Raw genomic sequence first — 20948 nt, 5'->3', positions numbered from 1 at the left:
AAGGTATGGTGTCCTGGCGTCTTGTTATTATACTTAAGGTGAAGATGGTTAAAACAGGGAGTGATAAGCTTGGATGCCAAAGTATATACCGAAACCAATCATAGACAGAGAAGAAATTAATGAAACTGTTTTTAAAAAGGAAGTTGACAATACCTTTCGTGAACCACTCGATATAGTAGACATGATTAAATCTACGAGCGTAATTCCGAGCAATATGGTGACACTAAAAAAAATAATTTCGATTCCTGTTAATTTTCCGCCGCCACTTACTAATATGGATCCATATATGCCTAGCCAAAAAGGATAGTTAATGGATTCAAGAATGCCATTAAAAGCCCAGATAGAAAAGATTGTCTTAGACGCACTGTTTTACGGTATTTAGCATCCATTGAAATAGTGTGTAAAGTGAGTAAGTTTTCAATTCCTGTATACATTAGAACGAAAAAACCAAATGACCAAAGGAAGGTCTTCATAAAAGGAGAATCAATAAACTGAGCTACTCCAAAATATACCATGAGCATGTACAAAATATCGGTTGCTATTGCTCCAAGACCAAAAAACCATGCATGAAAAAAACCATCCTTAATCCCTTTGTTTAATAAGGTTGCTTTCACAGGGCCAATCGGTGCTGCTAACGAAACACCTAAAAAGAAGTATGTAAATAATGAACTCATAAAAGTAGCCCTCCGTTAAAATGATGTCTTTGCATCATATTCACAGCGGACTAATTGTACAACTTCCTGGAAAATAAAATTTTCCTACACTAATCTTCTTGGTAGCTTCTTTAGCCTTACTTTAAGTAAATAGTATAATTGATTGTTAAAAAACGTAAGGAAAATATCCGCATTTGATGTTTGGCAAGTAGCTGACCTTCCTTAATTTCTTCTATTAGAAACTGCTCCTGTAGTGGTAATTTAAATATAGATTTACCAAATGCCAAATAAATCCCGGCGTCCGATTCATTTCTTCCTCTACTTGTTAAAAGGAGCCTTTCCCCATAACGTTGAAGTTCTAGAATGCCGATCATTGATGACCAGGGTAGTGGCAACGCAATATTCATATAAGATTTATTGTTAGTTTGATGTGATGAGTAGAGGGCGACAAAAATCACATCTTTTTCTATTTTACGTACCCATGCTCTTGTTTTTACACGTCCGTCTTTTATTGCAATTATATCTCCTATCATTTCCATTTGTTTATTGGAAAATGGCAGATTAAGTTGTTGTACTTTTTTACTAACCATTCGATAGACCGCGGCAAATTGCTTAAACCAACTATGCCAGTGGACTTCCGAAAACAGTTTGTAATCGGATGTATTTTCATAAAAGTCTATAATGGTAGAGGGTAGATTATTTTTTTCTACATATATATTCATATCGTCAACAAGACCTTTGTATTGCTGTTTTCCCTTATGTTTGATTAAAATTTGTTCGCCGATTTTCTGTGCTCCTTTTATGTTACTTATAGGAAAGTGCCAGCCTTGTTCCTTAGAAGTAGGTGTTACTTTAGCCCAACTGATAATCCCACATAGCGCAAATAAAACACAGTTCACTAAACCATGGAAACGCAACATAAAATCGATGTTTACAGTAGTAACTCTCGCCGCGTACAACAAAGAAAAAATAATCGTAACTGCTAATGATCCAAATGATACGAGCACACCTATTTTCTGAAGAGAACTTGGAAAAGTCGCTTTCAAAGTTAATACAATCAAACCGTAAATCCCGATAATATAAAGAAGTACTGAAACAACTTCCAGCCAAGGTGCAAATGTAATACCAAGTGCAACAATAATTGGAGAGACTAATATAATAGTACAAACTATTTTGTAACCAATTGTCTTATATAAACGACCGAGAAAACCAATAAAAACGGGTAATAAAAAGGAAGAATAATGAAAATGAATGCCTGTTAACCAAGTAAGTAAAGGCGAAAATCCAGTATCAATTTTTGCTATATAGGCAAAGAACCACATACCCCCGATGAATAAATACATCATCCCAGCGTCAATTGCAAATTCCTCTAAGTATATAAAGCCTCTTCTTATGAAACGTCTAAATCCATATAAAGCAATTACAAATGTAAAAAGTAGATAAATAGCTGCAAATATAACATCCAGTTTAGTCTGTGGTGTGACTTGTAAAATAAATATCGACAGAAAAGCAGGTACGGCAAAATAATAATATTGCTTTTCTTTTTTTAAGATCAATTGTAAAGTGACAGGCACAAATACAAGCTGGGCGACGGTCAACATTAAAAAATACCATGGTCCTACTGAAAAAAGTAACGCTACTACAAATAAAATAATAGGTAAAAATGCAATTTGCTTAAAAGTCATCGGCTTGAAATTCTCCTTCATATTCAAATAAGGCACCGATTAATGGGTTTGTTATGAAGACATGTATAGAAAAAATATCTCTTTCTTCTATATAGTATTCCGTTACCTGGACGTTACCTTGAAACACTTTAGGTAAAGGAATCTCAATAGGTCCCACAACGAATCGTTGCTTTCGTGACTCAATTCGCATATGTCCTTTTTCGGAAACAAAGAAAACTAACTCGGAATAAAATAAACTTGGTTCGCCTAAATAATCCTTTACGACGCTTTTATCCGAATCTAGACTCATCAGCGCATTAAAATATCTTTTCTTTTTTGGGAACTGAAAAGTTCTTTCCCAGTGGACTTGTTGCTCTCCGTTTGGACCGGTTCTTGTTGTATTAACAATCTTAAAAGGAATGTTCTCTCCTTGCTCTGGAAATAGAAACTTCCAGCAAGTAGCTAGTAAAAAGAAGGGGGACAGCCATTTAGGACCACCGCTTATTTTTTTCATGATACCTGTCGCTTTAAAAGGTTTTCCTTTGGGAAGCGCGTATCTTTTTTGAGCATTGGATGAAGTTTTTCAAACTGTTCTCCTAATATTTCTTGATAGATAGTCATTCATTTAACTCCTTTTCTCGTTCGTTTGCAGCTTGTAGCAGTCGGAATATCATGGCTGGTAAAAAATCCAATAATAGAAAGAACGAATAAAGTGATGTTAAAAGTTATAGGATTAAATGGATGACTCATACTAGCTGGCTCTGCGATAATGGCGGATAAAGTAAGCAACGGAAAAAGGTATAACTGTATTTTTAGTAATCTTTTTTTATGATGATAAAGTAACCAAATAAATCCAAAGATTATTTCTGCCATGCCAATTGTCGCTACAAGGCTATATGCCTCGCTTCCACTTGTGGACAACAAACTGCTCGTCATGCTAATCTCTTCGGGATGCATCATTATTAGTTTTGGGACTAACCCTTGATATATCCATATAAAGGCGAACAGGATAGTAATCATCCAATAACTAAAAAATCGCCGATACTGTGAAATTGGGGCTTCCCCTTTTTCAAGCCATCTCTTTAATACATCAAAGCTTAATGCAGTCGCCCAACCAATGAGAGGACGGAAAATAAGATGGTCGAAAAATCTACCTATTGCACCAAAATTCGTTTCATAATCATATTGCGTCAGAAATTGGATCGAGTTTTGTTTAGGCTTATACTTCCAGTACCCTTTTCCTTCACGAATAATGGAAATTGCTTGGTCTGTCCCAAAGTGCAAGGAAGATGTTCGGGAATCGTCTTTTGCATGAAAAGTACCAACACTTTTTCCCCATCCCGCAATATTTAATCCAAATCCAATATTCGTTTTATATTCAAAATGCTGCGGCTCATCCTCTTGTTTTGGTAAATAGGTAATAGAAGAAAAGCGAAGATCCCATTGTTCATGTTGCTCTGGTGTCTGTGTTGCTTCCCATAATTTATCCATTTCTGCCTCAATAGCGCTATTTCTACATAGATTGGTTTTCGTTTCATACGATTCACCTCAAACTAAGCTTATCATAAGATAAAGGAGTTTTGAGCAGGAGTGAAGAATTGAAATAGAGATAAAAAGATAAAGTATTTTTAAGAAGGGGGATCACTATGTCGGAACATCGTTTTCAACAGACCATCAAAGAATTAGATGAGATGAAATTAGTAGGACTTCGAGTGCAATGCCTAGGAGATCAATATATTAATGAAATTCCTAAAGCGTCCATGGAATTACAACAACGAATTGATGAAATTAAACAAGTAATTAATCCGTCTTTTCAAATAGGGGCGTTCGTTGTTGATAATACTACTGATGAAGAGGACGGTTACTGGGTTTGTGTGGAAGTAAAAGAATATGAAAATATCCCAGAAGGTATGGTCGTTTTAACTGTTCCTTCCCAAAAATATGGAGCTATTAGGCATACAGGTTCGAACAATATGATTAGAAATTCTTATGAAACTTTACATAAGTGGATAGAAGAAAAGGGGTTAAAAAGGCTGAAGGATAAATGGCATTTAGAAATATATTATAGTTGGCAAGATCCCAAAAATGTAGATGTATTACTATTAGATACGGTTATCTAAAATGTTTCTATTGAAAATGGTTATGAAATGCTGATAAAGAACAAAATAATAGTGAAATAAGGAGTTTATCATATATGAACATTCATCAAGCAACGAGTAATGATCTTGATTCCCTAGTGGAACTTTTCGACTTATACAGACAATTTTACAAACAAGCATCGGATCTTAAAGGCGCAAGAGAGTTTTTAGAAGAAAGATTAATAAAAAACGAATCCGTTATTTTCCTAGCCTTCGATGAAGGGAATCCTGTTGGCTTTACACAATTATTTCCTTCCTTTTCATCTGTAAGCATGAAAAGATCCTGGGTGTTAAATGATTTATATGTGAAAGAAACGGCACGAAGAAAAGGCGTAGCAGAAAAGCTAATAAGAAGGGCAATTGCGTTTGCTGAGGAATCAGAAGCAAAAGGTATTTTACTAGAGACGGCTGCAGATAATGTGAATGCGCAAAAGCTATATGAAAAAATTGGATTTATTAAAGAGTCCACTTACTTTTATTATTTTTCGATTGGAAGAATGCAAGTCAACATTTAAATGAATGTTGGCTTTTCTATTGCTTTAGGAACATGAGATAAAGCTAGAAATATTATTGTAGGAGTGGTTTTTTATGAAAAAGATTTTATTCTTTGCTTATCCTCAATATGCCGATTTTGAAATTGCACATGCTTTATTTTTGCTGAGAAAAATCGGTAAATATACGGTGACTACAGTATCCGTTGATGGAGAAGATGTTGAAAGTATAGCCGGGTTATGGACTAAAGTAGAAGGGGCTTTATCGGATATAAATGTGTCGGAGTTTTCATTAATTCTCATTTCAGGAGGAGATGGTGTCTCTGCTATTGTAAATGAAGAGAGTATTACTGCTAAGCTAGTAGAAGCATTTAATTTGGGTATTCCTATTGCCTCTATATGCGCTTCTGCAGTATTGCTTGGAAAAGCCGGAATCTTAGAGAATCGGGAGTTTACATGTAATCAGAGTACCTTTGAAAATAATGAAAACATTTTTTCACAGTCTATTTATACTGGAAAAGATTTAGAAGTAAGTCCTCGGTTGATCACCGCTAAAGGCACAGCATTTGCTGAGTTTGCAGTATCGGTAGGCCAAATGCTTGAGCTATTTCAAGACAAAGATCAATATGATTCGCTTTTAAAGTTTTGTAAAGGTATATAAGAAGGGGATTTAAATATGAGTTATAATTGGGAAACTTGTTCAAAAGAAGTTAGGGAACTAGTTTATCATTTACTTGATAAAACAAAGGAAATTGTAGCAGAAAAATTAATAGGATTTTATGTGCATGGCTCTCTTGCGATGGGAGGATTTAATCCTAAAAAAAGTGATATTGATATCTTAGTAGTAACTTCAGACTCTTTATCCATAGACACCACAAGAAGACTGGCAAAATTGTTTTTAAAATGCTCCAACAATCCATTTCCTGTCGAAGTCAGCTTTTTAAATGAATCACAATTGAAGGAATGGGAATATCCTACGACATTTGATTTTCATTATAGTGAACAGTGGAGAAATAGTTTTGAAGAAGAAATGGAATATTTGAAAGACATGCCAAAGACAGATGCCGATCTAGCAGCCCATATTACAATTACAAATTATTGCGGAATTTGTGTATGGGGAAGACCAATTGACAAAGTATTTCCGGCTGTTCCAAAAGCCGATTATCTTTCATCCATCCTCACTGACTATGAAGATTGTTTAAAAAATATAGAACTAGATCCTATTTACTGTACGTTAAATTTAATTAGAGTCTATTGGTATGTAAAAGAAAATAGAATTTCCTCTAAAGAAGAGGCGGGGATGTGGGGGCTTAGTCATCTTCCGAAAGAATTCCATTCGACAATCCAACAAGTTGTAGCAGCATATGCTAGTGAGGAACAAAATCTTCCTATTGAGTCCGCACACTTAATACAACTAAGAGATTATTGAAAAGAGAAGTGAAAGAGGTGTTGAGGAGGAAAGTTTGAGCGAATGGGAGGTTAACTAAGGATCTAGTACTTTTAGGTCAAAGCGAGCAAGGAAGAATGCTTTTAACAGATTCCATATACGGTAACTTAGAAAATTCGTCGGATAGAAGACTTTACATTGCCATAGTAGTAAAGTTGAAATCATAGTGTTCTATTGGTATAATTAGGTCATTATGACATACATTAAAAAAGACTGTTCGGTGTCTCACCACTGAACAGCCTAGTAATAAAATAGCATCGCTTCAAAGGCGATCAGCAGTTAAGCATGGTAAACCATCCCGTCACTGACTAGGTTTTGGGTGGTTTACTTTTTTTGTGAAAAAGTATATGACAGCGCAATGATAGATACGATTAATGTAGAAAAGCTAATCATTACTACAAGCGCTTCGAAAACATTCATAGCAACATCTCCTTCCTCTTCCCATGAAAAATATATACAGAAAGTATTTCGGAATGAAATGCTGACCACCCATGAAACCCTATTTTATTATTTTTTATTATACCACACATACGTTCTTGTTTTTATCCGTACATATGACTAATACATATGATGTAGATGCGAAGTTTAGCGAGGTCATTTTCTTTTTGGAGGTAGTACTATGAAACAAGAAATAGTTAGCCGTACAAACCAAATAGGATGGAATCAATCTGCCTATCAAGCATGGACAAATCGTCACGGTTCGCCAAAAGAATATGCTCAAAAGTTAATAGCAAACCCTACAAGTTCTGTAGAACACTATTTGAAGTTCATAGGTGAAGTAAAAGATAAAAAAATTGCTAATCTTTTAGGATCTAAAGGAAATAAGGCGGTATCTTTTGCTTTGTTGGGAGCAGAAGTGACGGTGGTAGACATTTCGCAAGATAATAAAAAATATGCGATGGAATTGGCTGACGAAGCGAAAGTGAATATTAAATACATAGTTTCAGATATATTAGAAGTTCCGGATGATGAGGTGCTTATCGATTTTGATGTTACCCTTTTAGAATTAGGAGTATTACATTATTTTGTGGATCTACGTCCTTTATTTAAAGTGGTTTATGATTCACTAAAGTATGGTGGACAATTCATTCTCAGAGATTATCATCCTTTTGTTTCAAAGTTACTGAATGTTGAAGATCGTCGAATGATTGCGAGTGGCGATTATTTTAATGAAGAAGCAATCGAAGAGGATGTAGCATACAGCATTCTATTATCTGAGGAAGATAGAGCTTCTCTACAAAAAGTAACTATTCGAAGATGGACTTTAGGAGAAATAGTTACGGCCATTTCAAATGCTGGATTCCGTATTAATTATCTGGAGGAAGAAGCAAGAGTTAGATGGGCGTTACCAGCAGGATCGCCTGAAGGAATAGAGGATAAAGTACCAGCGTTATATACGTTAATTGCAACGAAAGAGGAATGAAAGCAATGTTTCATTCATCTCGTTTCATGATATAAAACCCACTCCACGCGAACACAACGGAAGCCAGGTAAAAAATACTGCCTATTGTTAAAAAATCTACTAAATACCCCGTTCCTATAATAGCGATTGCAGCACTAACAGACGTCCAAATATGATAATGCCCGATCTCCCTTCCGGCCGTTTCCTTTTGAACGGTTCGGGCTAGGACTGTTTTTTCCGAGTTTTTTTGAACGGCACCGAGCAATCCCATCACCACTTGAAGGATATAAACATGCCAAATCTCAAAAGCGAGCGGAAAAATGAGTAAAATCAGCGCCATTCCCCAAGAATAAATAATCAATAGAATTTTATCACCTGTTTTATCTGCGAGCTTACCAATTATTGGATAGCTCACAGCCGCTGTAAGGGCAAATAGTCCATATGCCCAACCAAACTGTGAATAACTGTGACCGACATTTTTTAGAAGCAGCACATAAAATGGAAATATCATGCTGGATGCCATTCCGATGCTGCCTTGATAGATAATAAATCTTCTGTAATTCATTTATGATACTCCTCATAGAAAAGATTCATGAACCGACCATCAGAATCATATTCTTTCTTCATGATAAAGAACTCCTCTGTTCTAGGGTACGCTTCTTCCAATTGTTCTTGAGTAGGAAAGTGATAGTAGGGAAGATAATAACTCCCATCGTGATCTAAAGTGATATCAATCATTTTGCGAATAATTCTACCAGATTCTTCGATGCTTTCTTCACTTGATCCTTGATTGATAAGCATTACAAGTCCAAACATATCCTCTTTTGCGTAAGACATGACTGCTTCTTCATTTTTCTTTACATAGCGCACGGTAATATTCAATAAATTAAAATCTTCTTCCTGTTCAAGGGTTTTTCTTAAATCGTCAATATAGGAAGTAAATTGATCAACGGGCACAAAATATTCTTGTAATACTTCCGTTTTGTTTACATTTTCATATTCCATAAAGGTAGACTCTGAGCGCATAACATTATTCCTCGATATATAGGAATCATCTATTCGGTGATTGTATGCTTCTTGCGTCCCCCAAAGTAGATTTTTCCCCCAGCCATTTAATCTGGATAAACCAAGAAAGAATTTTGGGATGGCAATTAGACTTTCCCGTTTTAATGTGCTATTAAATTCCAGCTGCCCTTGATCATCGGCCATGTAGTAATCGGTTGTATACATTTCGGTTAGAAAGCCTTCTGGTGCAACAGAGATTCTTGCTAAATGCATTTTACAGCCTCATCTTGAAGAACATTGGTTTTAAAATAAGCACTGTATTCATCATAAGCTAGGGATGTTGTCCGAATTTGATAAAGTTCATCGTCCGTTAATTGCAAAGTGACATCAAGAATGATTCCGAACAATCCATAACCTCCAATGACGAGCTTGAATAGCTCTGGATTTTCTTGTCGACTGACATGCAAAATATTGCCTTCCGCATTCAATAATCTAAAAGATTCTACAGACTCAATCAAAGAGGTATATGCAATATCCCGACCATGTACATTCACACTTAAGGAACCGCCAACAGTGAAAATATTTTGAGACTGACTTACCTTTAATGCAAGGCCATATGGATTGATATAAGACTGAATATCGGCCCAAGTTGTCCCACTTTGTACAGTGATAAGCTTTTTCTCTTGATCAAGCTCTAAAATTTTATTATAGCTTTTCATATCGAGGAGAATTCCATTTGGGTAGAGTGTTTGCCCGCCTTGGCTATGCTGCATTCCGCCAATAGAAATCGGATCATTATTTTTATTAGCATCTAGTATAACTTTTCGTAACTTCTCTTCATCATTACTTGATTTTATTGCTTTCATTTTGACAGGCAAAAGACGTCCGTGATCTTCTATAATTGGATTGGACAGTTGGATTTGAAATAAGTGATAAGAGCCAATAAATATCGTGACATATAAAATAACTGTAAAATAGCGATATTTATACATTTGCCTCGCCTCCTTTTCAAATAAAACTTTACTTTACTATTTTAATAAATCTACTAAATTAGTAAAAGCTACCAATTAACTATTTGGTAGCTTTTACTAGTAATTAAACCAAGAACACCCGTGACTTAATTCCATAGGATACAAGCGGTTTCCCAACACAACATATCGTTTTAGTAATAGTCTGTCATATTCCATTAATCCTTCTAACTGTTGATCGATTTTCATATTCTGATTTGTTACAATTATATTAATGAAATTTAAAGGATTAGAGGTATTCACTTGGACATTTTCGTTGCAAGACAGCCGATTTTTACTCAAGATGAACATATATTTGCATATGAACTATTGTATAGAAATGGACAGGACAATTCTTTTCCTACGATAGCAGGGGATGAAGCAACTTTAGATGTTCTAACACATTCCTTTTTAACAATAGGTATTAATGAACTAGCAGGGGAAAAATTATGTTTTATTAACTTTACGGAGAATTTATTAAAAAAAGAAGTGTTTTCTAAATTTCCGGCGAATCGAATTGTGGTTGAAATTTTGGAGGATATTCCGATTACGACAGCTTTAATTGAAAATCTGCGAGAGATTAAATCTCTTGGCTTTTTGATCGCCTTGGATGATTTTGTCCTACAAAAGAACGTGAATTTATACGGAGAATTATTTTCTCTTGTAGACTATATTAAAGTAGATTTTCTATTAAGTACTCGAACGGAACGATATGCCATTGAACGAATCGTCAAAGCCAATTATCCGAACATTGTGTTGCTAGCTGAAAAAGTGGAAACAAGAGAACAGTTTCATGAAGCGAGGGCTGCTGGTTATAAACTTTTTCAAGGTTACTTCTTTGCAAAGCCTGAAGTGATAAAAGGATCAGAGATTCCAGCAAATTTAGCGCAATATTTTCGGATTATCAATTTGTTGCGGAATAACTCTGTTTCCGTAGAGGAAATTTCTAATGAAATCGAACGAGATGTATCACTTTCTTTCAAAGTATTAAAAATGATTAATTCCCCTGCAGTCCGTTCCAAATCTAAAGTCCGTTCCATCAAACAAGGTGTGCTCATCCTTGGACTGGAGGAATTGAACCATTGGTTATATGTTTTATTACTACGTGAATCTAAAAAGAATCATTCAGGTGATGGTATGGCCCTTATTGAAGCATCATTGTTTCGAGCAAAACTCTGTGAATTATTAGCAAGGCGTAAATCTTTACAAAATGCTTCTGAGTATTTCCTAGTAGGTATGTTTTCTTTAATAGACACATTATTACATCGGCCATGATGCATTTACTGCAAGATCTACCACTTTCGGATGAAGTGGCAGAAACACTTTCTGGAACTAAAACGGAAATGACTCCTTTTCTGGAACTGGCGATTGCATGTGATGAGGTCCGCTGGAATGATATGATCGTTGGAGCAGCCTTGCTTAGCATCGATCATTCCACATTAAATGCCCTCTATGTAGAAGCAAGACGCTTTGCAACTGAAATCACAAACTAACTCCCAGTCATATTGGCTGGGAGTTTTTTTGGCGTACTCAAATAAATATGTTAAGACATATTAACAAGGTCCGTACAATATAGAAATAACATGCCTTATTAAATTTAACATCAAGATTTAGGGCGGCGGCTTGCGAATACTCTACTAGTAATTGTTATTCATTTTTTCCAAAAAGTAACGTTTTTAAATTGTTGCATTTTCTTCTAAAAGTAGTACAATATAATGAGAACAAATGTTCTTTAAAAGGAGAATGCGATATGCCATTGATACCGGAAGAGGCCATCCCTTATTTAGAAAACATGATTTATCTCCCAATGGTATTAACTATTTTAGAAAAGGATCGAATGATTTTTGAAAGAGGTCCCTTTAAGTTAAAACGTCCATATGTAGCTATGGTAGAAGGAGCCACAAAGCATGTTCAAAGTGAATTAAAAAAGACGCATATTTATATGAAAAGGCACAGTATGAAAGTTCTTCGCGGAGAAGGTGATGATATGTTCACCGAATATGTATTTTTTCATGGAGGCTATGAAGAACATCGTCGTTACTTAAATGTCCGACTCCGCAATCGGGTGGAAGAACTACTCACCGTGTATTTGGCGATTGTAGAGAATGCACATTAATTAAAAAAGTTTTTTTGAAATAAAGGTCCGCGAGAAGGAACAAGTCCATTATTCACCAGATGACTCATTCTTCTTAACAAGTGCATATTTAATAGGTTAGCAAATCCAACTTGTCGGCTAATCGTATGTGGAGAAGAAGGTACTTGAATTGTTTGTCCATTTGTTAAAACGATTGTAGAGCCTCCTTCAGAAGGATAAAATGATTCGATGGCTCCAAGAGAAAACCATACGTTTAAATCAGATTTTGGAGAAAGAATGGGAAGTAAAATGCAGGGATTTCCATAGTCATATGCGATAAGAATTGGTAATTTTAAATAGTTTCCAATAGCTTGTTTCGATAATTTAGTGGATAGTTGAATGTTAGAACCATAATGGGAACAGGAAGAGCGGACAATATCATATGGCCTTTTACCTATTATTTTGGTTTCGCCCGAATAGCTAATGGCTTTGGTAAAAACTTTGTTATTAATTACAACTGGTTGAAGTACAGCGGTATCAAATGAAACTAGGAAAGGTTTTTCGTCTTTTTTATTGAACATATACATTCACTCCTTAGGCTGTTATAACTCGATTATAGTTAAATATGGGAAAAAATCAAGTGAATTTGTCGAATTTTTAAAATTGTTATTTTTGGCTATAAAATCTAAATTTTCTAAAAATGATTGCAACTCACGTTCAGCTTTTATATAATGGAAAAAAGGCATCGGGGTGATGGAAATGGACAAACAATATTCATATGCAGAATTTTTAAGAGCAATGGGTCAGCCTGGGAAAGAAAGCTCTGCAGAAAAACTGTTGAACGAAATTTATCTTGATATGTTTTTGAACATTATCCACCGGGAACAAAGTAGTAATCGATTATTGAGATTGATAGACGAGGCGCTGGATCAGAAAGACAAAAAAGCATTTATGCAATATACAAATGCTTTACAGCAGTTAAATAATCCAAAGCAATAGAAGAAAGCCGCTTACACTTAAGCGGCTTTTATTCTGCGTAAATAATATATTGAAAAACATACGTTCGTTTTATTAGTGTTCAAAAAAAGAGTATGTTAAACTGAAATTATTCAAATCGTGGGAGGCTTATGTATGGAACAAATTTTTGATTTGCAAGCTCCGTATGAGCCAGCAGGGGATCAAATAGAAGCAATAAAAGAATTAGTAAAAGGTGTACAAGAGGGGAAAAAACATCAAACATTGCTCGGGGCAACGGGTACTGGGAAAACATTTACGATTTCAAATGTCATCCAGCAAACAAATAAGCCGACCCTTATAATGGCACATAATAAAACACTTGCAGGACAGCTATATAGCGAGTTTAAAGAGTTCTTTCCTAATAATGCTGTCGAATACTTTGTTAGTTATTACGACTATTTCCAACCGGAAGCATACGTACCTCAAACAGATACGTATATTGAAAAGGATTCCAGCATTAACGAGGAAATTGATAAACTTCGACACTCTGCTACATCATCTTTATTTGAAAGAAAAGATGTCATCATTATTGCATCTGTTTCTTGTATATATGGGCTCGGGAATCCAGAGGAATACAGAGAACTGGTCGTTTCTTTGCGGACAGGAATGGAAGTTGAGCGAAACCAACTGCTTAGAAAACTAGTCGACATCCAATATGAACGAAACGACATTAATTTTACAAGAGGAACTTTCCGTGTACGTGGGGATGTTGTCGAAATCTTCCCAGCATCCAGAGATGAAAAATGTCTTCGTGTCGAGTTTTTTGGTGATGAAATTGACCGAATTCGTGAAGTAGACGCACTCACAGGAGAAATAATGGCAGAGCGTGAACATGTAGCCATATTCCCGGCATCTCACTTCGTTACAAGAGAAGAAAAGATGAAGATTGCTATAGAGAATATTCAAAAAGAATTAGAAGAACAATTAAAAATCCTACGTGATGAGGATAAATTACTGGAAGCGCAGCGACTGGAGCAGCGTACACGCTATGATTTAGAAATGATGCAGGAGATGGGATTTTGTTCGGGGATCGAAAACTATTCTCGCCATCTCACTTTAAGAGAAGCAGGCGCAACTCCATATACATTATTAGACTATTTTCCAAAAGACTTTTTATTAGTAGTGGATGAGAGCCATGTTTCGTTACCACAAGTAAGAGGAATGTTTAATGGAGACCAAGCAAGGAAATCAGTATTAGTAAACCATGGTTTTCGCTTGCCGTCAGCACTTGATAACAGACCACTTACTTTTAGTGAATTTGAAGACCATATCCATCAAGCAGTGTATGTATCTGCAACCCCAGGTCCTTATGAGCTAGAACATACACCTGAAATGGTCGAACAAATCATTCGCCCGACTGGGTTATTGGATCCGATTATTACATTGAAGCCGATTGAAGGACAAATTGATGATCTGATCAACGAAATTCAGGAACGTACTGCAAAAGATGAGCGTGTCTTAATTACGACATTAACGAAGAAAATGTCGGAAGATTTGACGGACTATCTAAAAGAAATCGGCATAAAAGTACAGTACTTACATTCCGAAGTAAAAACATTAGAGCGAATTGAAATAATAAGGGATCTTCGTTTAGGAACATATGATGTCCTCATCGGAATCAACTTGTTAAGGGAAGGGCTCGACCTACCAGAAGTGTCTCTAGTGGCAATTTTAGATGCAGATAAAGAAGGGTTCTTACGCTCGGAGCGTTCATTAATCCAAACAATAGGGCGTGCGGCGAGAAATTCAAATGGTGAAGTAATAATGTATGCAGATAAAATAACAGATTCTATGCAAAAAGCGATGGATGAAACGACACGACGTCGTACAATTCAAATGGAATATAACGAAAAGCATGGGATCACACCGAAAACAATTCAGAAAAAAATTCGTGAGGTTATTCGAGCAACGCAAGTGGCGGAAGAAGAAGCGAGTTATGCACAGCAGTTAACAAGTGGAAAACCTCTAACGAAAGAAGAAAAAAATACATTGCTACAAAATTTAGAAAAAGAAATGAAAGATGCTGCTAAAGCACTTAATTTTGAACGAGCAGCACAATTACGTGATGCAATCCTTGAACTGAAGTTGGAAGGGTGAACCAAGTGAAAAACCAAGAAATTATTATAGAAGGTGCTCGGGCACATAATTTAAAAAATATCAGCTTAAAAATACCAAGAGATAAGCTAGTTGTTATGACAGGATTGTCGGGATCTGGTAAATCGTCTTTAGCATTTGACACTATTTACGCTGAAGGTCAACGCCGATATGTAGAATCATTATCGGCCTATGCAAGACAATTTTTAGGCCAAATGGATAAACCGGATGTCGACGTCATTGAAGGTCTCTCTCCAGCCATTTCCATCGACCAAAAGACAACAAGTAAAAACCCACGCTCTACTGTAGCGACAGTAACGGAAATCTACGATTATTTACGTTTGTTATTTGCACGTGTCGGAAAGCCAATCTGTCCAACACATGGAATTGAAATATCATCTCAAACGATTGAACAGATGGTTGATCGACTAAGTGAGTATCCGGAAAGAACGAAAATGCAAGTTTTGGCGCCAATTGTGTCCGGACGTAAAGGAACGCATGTAAAGTTATTGGAAGACATGAAAAAGCAAGGCTTTGTACGTGTTCGAATAGATGGGGAAATCACTGACCTAGATGATGATATAAATTTAGATAAAAACAAAAAACATAATATAGAAGTAGTAATAGATAGAATCGTTCTGAAAGAGGGAGTAGAGGCAAGGTTAAGCGATTCGCTTGAATCAGCACTTCGACTTGCAGACGGTCGTGTATTAATTGATGTAATGGAGCATGAGGAAATTTTATTTAGTGAACATCACGCATGTCCGATTTGCGGATTTTCGATAGGTGAGCTGGAACCAAGAATGTTTTCATTCAACAGCCCATTTGGTGCATGTCCCGATTGTGATGGTTTAGGCTCGAAATTAGAAGTAGACCCAGAACTAGTTGTACCTGATAAAAGTATGACGTTGGAAGAAGGAGCAATCGTTGCATGGCAGCCAACAAGCTCACAATATTATCCCAAATTATTAGAAGCTGTGTGTAAACATTACAAAATCAAAATGAATGTGCCGGTAGAAAAATTGCCGATAGATCAGTGGAGAAAAATTATGTACGGATCAGGCGGAGATAAGATTCGTTTCCGCTATGAAAATGAATTTGGTCAAGTACGCGACAGTCTTATTCAATTTGAGGGCGTTTTAGCTAATATCGAACGCCGATATAAGGACACATCCTCTGACTATATCCGCGAGCAAATGGAAAAATATATGGGACAACATGATTGTCCAACTTGTAAAGGATACCGTTTGAAAAAAGAAACATTAGCAGTAAAGGTAGACTCTTTGCATATAGGTCAAATAACGCGATTTTCTATTGAAGAGGCAAATAAATTCTTTCACGAATTAACTTTGTCTGAAAAAGATATGCAAATTGCACGATTAGTATTAAGAGAAATTAATGAGCGCCTTGGATTTTTAGAAAATGTCGGACTCGATTATCTAACATTGAACCGAGCTTCTGGAACATTATCTGGGGGGGAAGCACAAAGAATTCGTCTAGCTACACAAATTGGTTCAAGGCTAACAGGTGTATTATACATTCTGGATGAGCCATCGATTGGTTTGCATCAACGTGATAATGATCGATTAATCGAGACATTAAAAAGTATGCGTGACATCGGGAATACATTAATCGTTGTAGAACATGACGAAGATACAATGATGGCGGCGGATTACTTAATCGATGTTGGGCCTGGCGCCGGTATTCGCGGCGGAGAAATAGTTGCTGCAGGTACTCCAGAACAAGTCATGAAAAATAAAAATTCGCTTACAGGTCAATACTTAAGCGGTAAAAAGTTTATCCCCCTACCGACCGAGCGTAGAAAGCCGGATGGACGATACATTAAAATTAAAGGTGCAAATGAAAATAACTTAAAAAATGTCAATGTAGATATTCCATTAGGCGTATTTACAGCAGTAACCGGTGTATCCGGTTCTGGTAAAAGTACATTAGTGAATGAAATTCTGTATAAATCGCTTGCTTCTAAGCTAAATCGTTCCAAGGTGAAACCAGGAGCAAATAAAAGTGTAGAAGGCATTGACCAGCTGGAAAAGGTGATTGATATTGACCAATCTCCAATTGGCCGTACACCAAGGTCCAATCCGGCAACCTATACAGGCGTTTTTGACGATATAAGAGATTTATATGCAGCGACTAATGAAGCAAAGGTAAGAGGATATAAAAAAGGTAGATTCAGTTTTAATGTAAAAGGTGGACGCTGTGAAGCTTGCCGCGGAGATGGAATCATTAAAATTGAGATGCATTTTTTACCGGACGTATATGTGCCTTGTGAAGTTTGCCATGGGAAACGCTATAATCGAGAAACATTAGAAGTACACTACAAAGGGAAAAATATTGCAGAAGTGCTGAAAATGACCGTGGAAGATGGATTAGTATTTTTCGAAAACCATCCTAAAATAAGTCGAAAACTGCAAACACTAGTCGATGTTGGACTAGGTTATGTGGAATTGGGTCAACCAGCAACTACCCTTTCAGGAGGGGAAGCACAGCGCGTAAAGCTAGCCTCTGAATTGCATAAACGATCCAACGGAAAAACATTTTATATTTTAGACGAACCAACTACAGGTTTACATGTCGATGATATTGCTCGTTTACTTATCGTCCTGCAACGCCTCGTGGAAAATGGTGATTCTGTACTCGTTATCGAGCATAACTTAGATGTGATTAAAACCGCCGATTATATGATTGATTTAGGACCTGAAGGTGGAGACAAAGGCGGGACAATAGTAGCGGTTGGACCACCAGAGAAAATTATCGAAGCAAAAGATTCTTATACTGGTAGATATCTAAAACCTATTCTTGAGCGTGATCGAAAACGAATGGATGAAGTTATTACCGTAGCTTCTACGAAGTAAAAATAACTGTTCAATCTAAATGAAACCTTATTGAAGTTTAAACGTAATTAATAGGGTAAGTAACTCGTTTTATATTTTAAACTTATGAGGAGGCCTTTCACTATGCAAGAAGAACGTAAACGTATTTTAGATATGGTTGAAAATGGCACGATTACTGCACAAGAAGCATTGGCACTACTAGAGGAACTTGGAAAACAGTCAACACCTATCATTTCGTTAGACAAAGAAGAACCAAAACAAGAACAAACACATGCACAAAACAAGCACCAAAGCGCCGATTTTATAGAAGACTTAAAACGTGATTTCACCGTAATGGGTGAACGTTTTATGCAGTTTATGCAAGGAACTGTGGATAAGATGAAAGAGTTTGACTTTGAGATGCCTTTTGGTGAGCCGGTTATTTTTGAAGAAAGCTTAGTAAAAGACCAAGCGTCTTTCGATGATATTTCTGTGAATATAGCGAATGGTAAAATAGAAATTTATCCAACAGAAGAAACTTACGCACATGCCACAGTAAAAGTAAAATCTTTCAGAAACTCAACAGAAGAGGAAGCGAAAGCACGCTTTGCGGAAGAATTTATTTTCACTACAGAGGGAAATAAACTGCGTGTATACAGCGACATGAAAACAACTTCAGTCCAAGTAATGCTCTATGTACCGAAAAAAGCATATAATCATGTTTCAGCGCGATTGTTCAATGGTGAATTTATCGCAAAGAACTTGGAAGCAAACTCGTTTAAGCTAAAAACAACGAACGGAAAAATAACATTAGATGCATTGAAGTTTAAAAGCGCAGACCTTGAAACTGTAAACGGAGCCGTACAAGTCCAAGATGTTGTTGGTGATTCAATCGAAGTAGAAACGATGAATGGTCGGATTTATGTAGATGGAAAACTGAAGGAATTGGAAGGTTCTTCGGTAAGTGGGCATGTCATTTTAACGACAAAAGACAAGGAAGCACGTAAAATCGAAGGTACTGCTGTTGCAGGAACTGTTGAATTGTACGTACCGAAAGATGTATCGTTAAAAGGAGAAACAACTACGCAAATTGGGAAAATTGATGTGCAACTTTCAGATGTCACACAACTAAACCAATCCGAACAATTGTTAAATAAAAGAGTAGGATTCACTAAAATAGTGGATGCTGAAGCAGAGCCGCTAAAAGTATACGGAGATGCAAAAACAGGATCCGTGCTTGTACGATATACAGTAGACAGTGAATAATAATAACCATCCAAAAGCCGTAAGGAGCATATCGCTTCTTACGGCTTTTACTTTGTGAAGAAGTATTCATTAGATAAAATTCTTTAAATGGCTCGGATATGTTACTTTTTAAGTAAACTGTGCGGTAGTGAGTTGAATAAAGTGTCCTCAGAATTTCCGCTGTAGGGCGGGCGCTTTCCGCCGGCTTGGCTTCAGCCGCTTCCTTCGCTACGCTCAGTCCAGGGTCTTCAGCTCAAGCTATTCCGGCTGGAGTCGCCACCCTTTCGCTACAATCCACTCAATCCACCATAATTGCTAACAACTCAGCTTTAACTCTTTCCATTAAGAGCAACAAACCAGTCGCTGAAAGTAACTAAATGAGCAGGAAAGAAACCAAATTACTGGTGAAGCAATCAAATCTTAAAAGAACAAGTTCACTTCTAAAAGTGATAATTATTAAGCGATGTTATCTCCATGAATGGTTGAGTTATTCGAATTTTGTTCTGCTAAATGCAGATACTAAATGAGCAAGAAATTCCCATTGATTGTAGCGGAAGGTGGCGACTCCGACGGGATGAAGCGGGACAGGTGAGACCCCACAGGAGCATTAGCGACAAGGAGGCTCAACGCCCGCCTGCAGCGAAAATCCTAGCGGTTACTTAATAAAACTTTCTACCGCACAGTTACCCTATATTGCGCATTACAAGCATTCCTAATTGTCTCCCCTTAAAGTAATCCTCTAATTGTAGAAAGAATGATTCTCGGAATAGACTTGCTTACTTTTATGCTATACAAAGGGAGTCCTGCACTATTCTATTGCGTTATCCTTTAATAAATAGGAGAGCACAAGATAAATGAATACAAATAAGATCACTAATCATGCTAAAATAAGAACTATGTGCGGAAAAGATGCATGAAAGGAGTGGAGAGATATGCCTCATGTGACGACAAAGGATATAAAAGAAAAGTTCAATCTTTCATTAGTAAGTGGGGAGGAAGGGATTGGACGCCACGTTGCAATTAGCGATATTTCTCGACCAGGAATTGAAATGGCGGGTTACTTCACACATTATCCATCCAATCGTATTCAACTAATGGGGAAAACAGAGATTTCGTTTTTTGCATTATTACCAGCGAAAGAAAAAAGCGAGCGAATGATGAAACTGTGTGCATCAGATACACCGGTGATTATCGTTTCACATGGAATGGAAGTACCAGAAGAGTTAATCTATGCTTCCAATGCAAACTCAGTTCCTGTTTTAACCACAACTATGCCTACTACAAGATTTTCTAGTATGCTAACTAACTTTTTAGAAAGCATGCTTGCTCCTACGACAGCAGTACATGGAGTGTTAGTAGATATATATGGAGTCGGAGTCCTAATTACTGGTAAAAGCGGTGTTGGTAAAAGTGAAACTGCTTTGGAATTGGTGAAAAAAGGACATCGTTTAGTAGCGGATGATTGTGTGGAAATTAGACAAGAAGGGGAAGATACGTTAGTTGGGAGTGCGCCGGCGTTAATCGAGCATCTTCTTGAAATTCGAGGGTTAGGCATTATTGATATTATGACGCTTTTTGGAGCGAGTGCCATTCGAAAATTTAAACGTATCACATTAGTTATCGAGCTTGAAATATGGGATGAGAAAAAGAAGTATGATCGATTAGGGCTTGAAGAAGAGAAAATAGAAATTATAAATACAGCTATTACAAAGCTAACTATTCCCGTTCGACCAGGTCGAAACCTGTCTGTAATTATTGAGGTAGCGGCGATGAATCATCGATTAAAACGTATGGGCATTAACGCTGCAGAAGATTTTGCAAAACGATTAGATGATGTGATAGGTCAAAACGGTGAATCAAATTACTGAGGAGTCAGT

General features: G+C 36.7%; 19 protein-coding genes and 2 pseudogenes. 13 read left to right on the top strand and 8 right to left on the bottom strand.

The annotated features are described in order from the left end of the window. Nucleotides 1-48: 48 nt before the first annotated feature. The 4 genes and pseudogenes from OR571_RS05895 to OR571_RS05880 form a co-directional block, all read right to left on the bottom strand. A pseudogene (locus OR571_RS05895) lies at nucleotides 49-674 on the bottom strand (LysE family transporter). A 116-nt stretch (nucleotides 675-790) separates the two neighbouring features. Beyond that, entirely contained in the window at nucleotides 791-2338 is a 1548-nt protein-coding gene (locus OR571_RS05890; protein WP_282241946.1) for a YndJ family protein, read from the bottom strand. Continuing rightward, the gene (locus tag OR571_RS05885; protein WP_282241945.1) at nucleotides 2328-2831 is read right to left on the bottom strand and encodes a DUF4166 domain-containing protein; all 504 of its coding nucleotides are present in this window, start codon (nucleotides 2829-2831) and stop codon (nucleotides 2328-2330) included. Before OR571_RS05885 ends, OR571_RS05890 begins: the two co-directional genes overlap by 11 nt. A 107-nt stretch (nucleotides 2832-2938) precedes the next feature. After that, on the bottom strand, nucleotides 2939-3808 hold the full coding sequence (locus tag OR571_RS05880) for a DoxX-like family protein (RefSeq protein ID WP_348775024.1): 870 nt from the start codon (nucleotides 3806-3808) through the stop codon (nucleotides 2939-2941). Nucleotides 3809-3963: 155 nt separating this feature from the next. On the opposite strand from OR571_RS05880, the gene OR571_RS05875 reads away from it, so the two are divergent. The 4 genes from OR571_RS05875 (at nucleotide 3964) to OR571_RS05860 (ending at nucleotide 6375) form a co-directional block, all read left to right on the top strand. Further along, nucleotides 3964-4437 (top strand): GyrI-like domain-containing protein, encoded by a 474-nt coding sequence (locus tag OR571_RS05875; RefSeq protein ID WP_282241944.1) that lies wholly within the window; start codon nucleotides 3964-3966, stop codon nucleotides 4435-4437. Between the two features lie 74 nt (nucleotides 4438-4511). Beyond that, complete coding sequence (locus OR571_RS05870; RefSeq protein ID WP_282241943.1) at nucleotides 4512-4970, top strand: GNAT family N-acetyltransferase; 459 nt, start codon at nucleotides 4512-4514, stop codon at nucleotides 4968-4970. 73 nt (nucleotides 4971-5043) lie between these two features. After that, a complete protein-coding gene (locus tag OR571_RS05865) occupies nucleotides 5044-5607 on the top strand; it encodes a DJ-1/PfpI family protein (protein WP_282241942.1) in 564 nt (187 codons plus the stop codon). Between the two features lie 15 nt (nucleotides 5608-5622). Next, nucleotides 5623-6375 (top strand): aminoglycoside adenylyltransferase domain-containing protein, encoded by a 753-nt coding sequence (locus tag OR571_RS05860; protein ID WP_282241941.1) that lies wholly within the window; start codon nucleotides 5623-5625, stop codon nucleotides 6373-6375. Between the two features lie 342 nt (nucleotides 6376-6717). Here the strand turns inward: OR571_RS05860 and OR571_RS05855 are convergent, their stop codons facing one another. Further along, nucleotides 6718-6813, bottom strand: a complete 96-nt coding sequence (locus OR571_RS05855; RefSeq protein WP_282241940.1) for a putative holin-like toxin — start codon at nucleotides 6811-6813, stop codon at nucleotides 6718-6720. 199 nt (nucleotides 6814-7012) lie between these two features. Here OR571_RS05855 and OR571_RS05850 point away from each other — a divergent pair, with 199 nt between their 5' ends. After that, entirely contained in the window at nucleotides 7013-7816 is an 804-nt protein-coding gene (locus OR571_RS05850; protein ID WP_282241939.1) for a class I SAM-dependent methyltransferase, read from the top strand. Between the two features lie 10 nt (nucleotides 7817-7826). On the opposite strand, the gene OR571_RS05845 is transcribed toward OR571_RS05850, so the two are convergent. Together OR571_RS05845 and OR571_RS05840 are read right to left on the bottom strand one after the other, a co-directional pair. Next, a complete protein-coding gene (locus OR571_RS05845; protein ID WP_282241938.1) occupies nucleotides 7827-8360 on the bottom strand; it encodes an MFS transporter in 534 nt (177 codons plus the stop codon). Further along, nucleotides 8357-9792 (bottom strand): annotated as a pseudogene (locus OR571_RS05840) (FAD-binding oxidoreductase). The gene OR571_RS05845 and the pseudogene OR571_RS05840 overlap by 4 nt, the downstream one beginning before the upstream one ends. 279 nt (nucleotides 9793-10071) lie before the next feature. On the opposite strand from OR571_RS05840, the gene OR571_RS05835 reads away from it, so the two are divergent. From OR571_RS05835 to OR571_RS05825, 3 genes are all read left to right on the top strand, one after another. Further along, complete coding sequence (locus tag OR571_RS05835) at nucleotides 10072-11082, top strand: EAL and HDOD domain-containing protein (RefSeq protein ID WP_282241937.1); 1011 nt, start codon at nucleotides 10072-10074, stop codon at nucleotides 11080-11082. After that, entirely contained in the window at nucleotides 11082-11300 is a 219-nt protein-coding gene (locus tag OR571_RS05830) for a hypothetical protein (protein WP_282241936.1), read from the top strand. Before OR571_RS05835 ends, OR571_RS05830 begins: the two co-directional genes overlap by 1 nt. Before the next feature lie 257 nt (nucleotides 11301-11557). Continuing rightward, nucleotides 11558-11923, top strand: coding sequence for a YhjD family protein (locus tag OR571_RS05825; protein ID WP_282241935.1), 366 nt, complete (start codon nucleotides 11558-11560; stop codon nucleotides 11921-11923). Here OR571_RS05825 and OR571_RS05820 read toward each other — a convergent pair. Beyond that, nucleotides 11920-12462: a competence protein ComK gene (locus tag OR571_RS05820; protein ID WP_282241934.1), complete on the bottom strand. Its 543-nt coding sequence runs from the start codon at nucleotides 12460-12462 to the stop codon at nucleotides 11920-11922. The two genes, OR571_RS05825 and OR571_RS05820, sit on opposite strands and share 4 nt — an antisense overlap. A gap of 178 nt (nucleotides 12463-12640) precedes the next feature. Between OR571_RS05820 and OR571_RS05815 the strand changes: the two genes are divergently transcribed. The 5 genes from OR571_RS05815 to hprK all read left to right on the top strand — a co-directional run bounded on the left by OR571_RS05815 (nucleotide 12641) and on the right by hprK (nucleotide 20939). Further along, complete coding sequence (locus tag OR571_RS05815; protein ID WP_282241933.1) at nucleotides 12641-12880, top strand: IDEAL domain-containing protein; 240 nt, start codon at nucleotides 12641-12643, stop codon at nucleotides 12878-12880. 132 nt (nucleotides 12881-13012) lie between these two features. After that, nucleotides 13013-14995: an excinuclease ABC subunit UvrB gene (uvrB, locus tag OR571_RS05810; RefSeq protein WP_282241932.1), complete on the top strand. Its 1983-nt coding sequence runs from the start codon at nucleotides 13013-13015 to the stop codon at nucleotides 14993-14995. A gap of 5 nt (nucleotides 14996-15000) precedes the next feature. After that, the gene (uvrA, locus tag OR571_RS05805) at nucleotides 15001-17868 is read left to right on the top strand and encodes an excinuclease ABC subunit UvrA (protein WP_282241931.1); all 2868 of its coding nucleotides are present in this window, start codon (nucleotides 15001-15003) and stop codon (nucleotides 17866-17868) included. 102 nt (nucleotides 17869-17970) lie between these two features. Further along, nucleotides 17971-19092: a DUF4097 family beta strand repeat-containing protein gene (locus OR571_RS05800; RefSeq protein ID WP_282241930.1), complete on the top strand. Its 1122-nt coding sequence runs from the start codon at nucleotides 17971-17973 to the stop codon at nucleotides 19090-19092. Nucleotides 19093-20003: 911 nt separating this feature from the next. Next, a complete protein-coding gene (gene hprK / locus OR571_RS05795; RefSeq protein ID WP_282241929.1) occupies nucleotides 20004-20939 on the top strand; it encodes an HPr(Ser) kinase/phosphatase in 936 nt (311 codons plus the stop codon). The last annotated feature ends 9 nt before the right edge of the window (nucleotides 20940-20948 follow it).

Origin of the sequence: Psychrobacillus sp. NEAU-3TGS, assembly GCF_029955155.1 — a bacterium.
GTDB lineage: Bacteria > Bacillota > Bacilli > Bacillales_A > Planococcaceae > Psychrobacillus.
The sequence above is the reverse complement of the archived record's forward strand: the minus strand, read 5'-3'. Positions and strand labels throughout refer to the sequence as shown.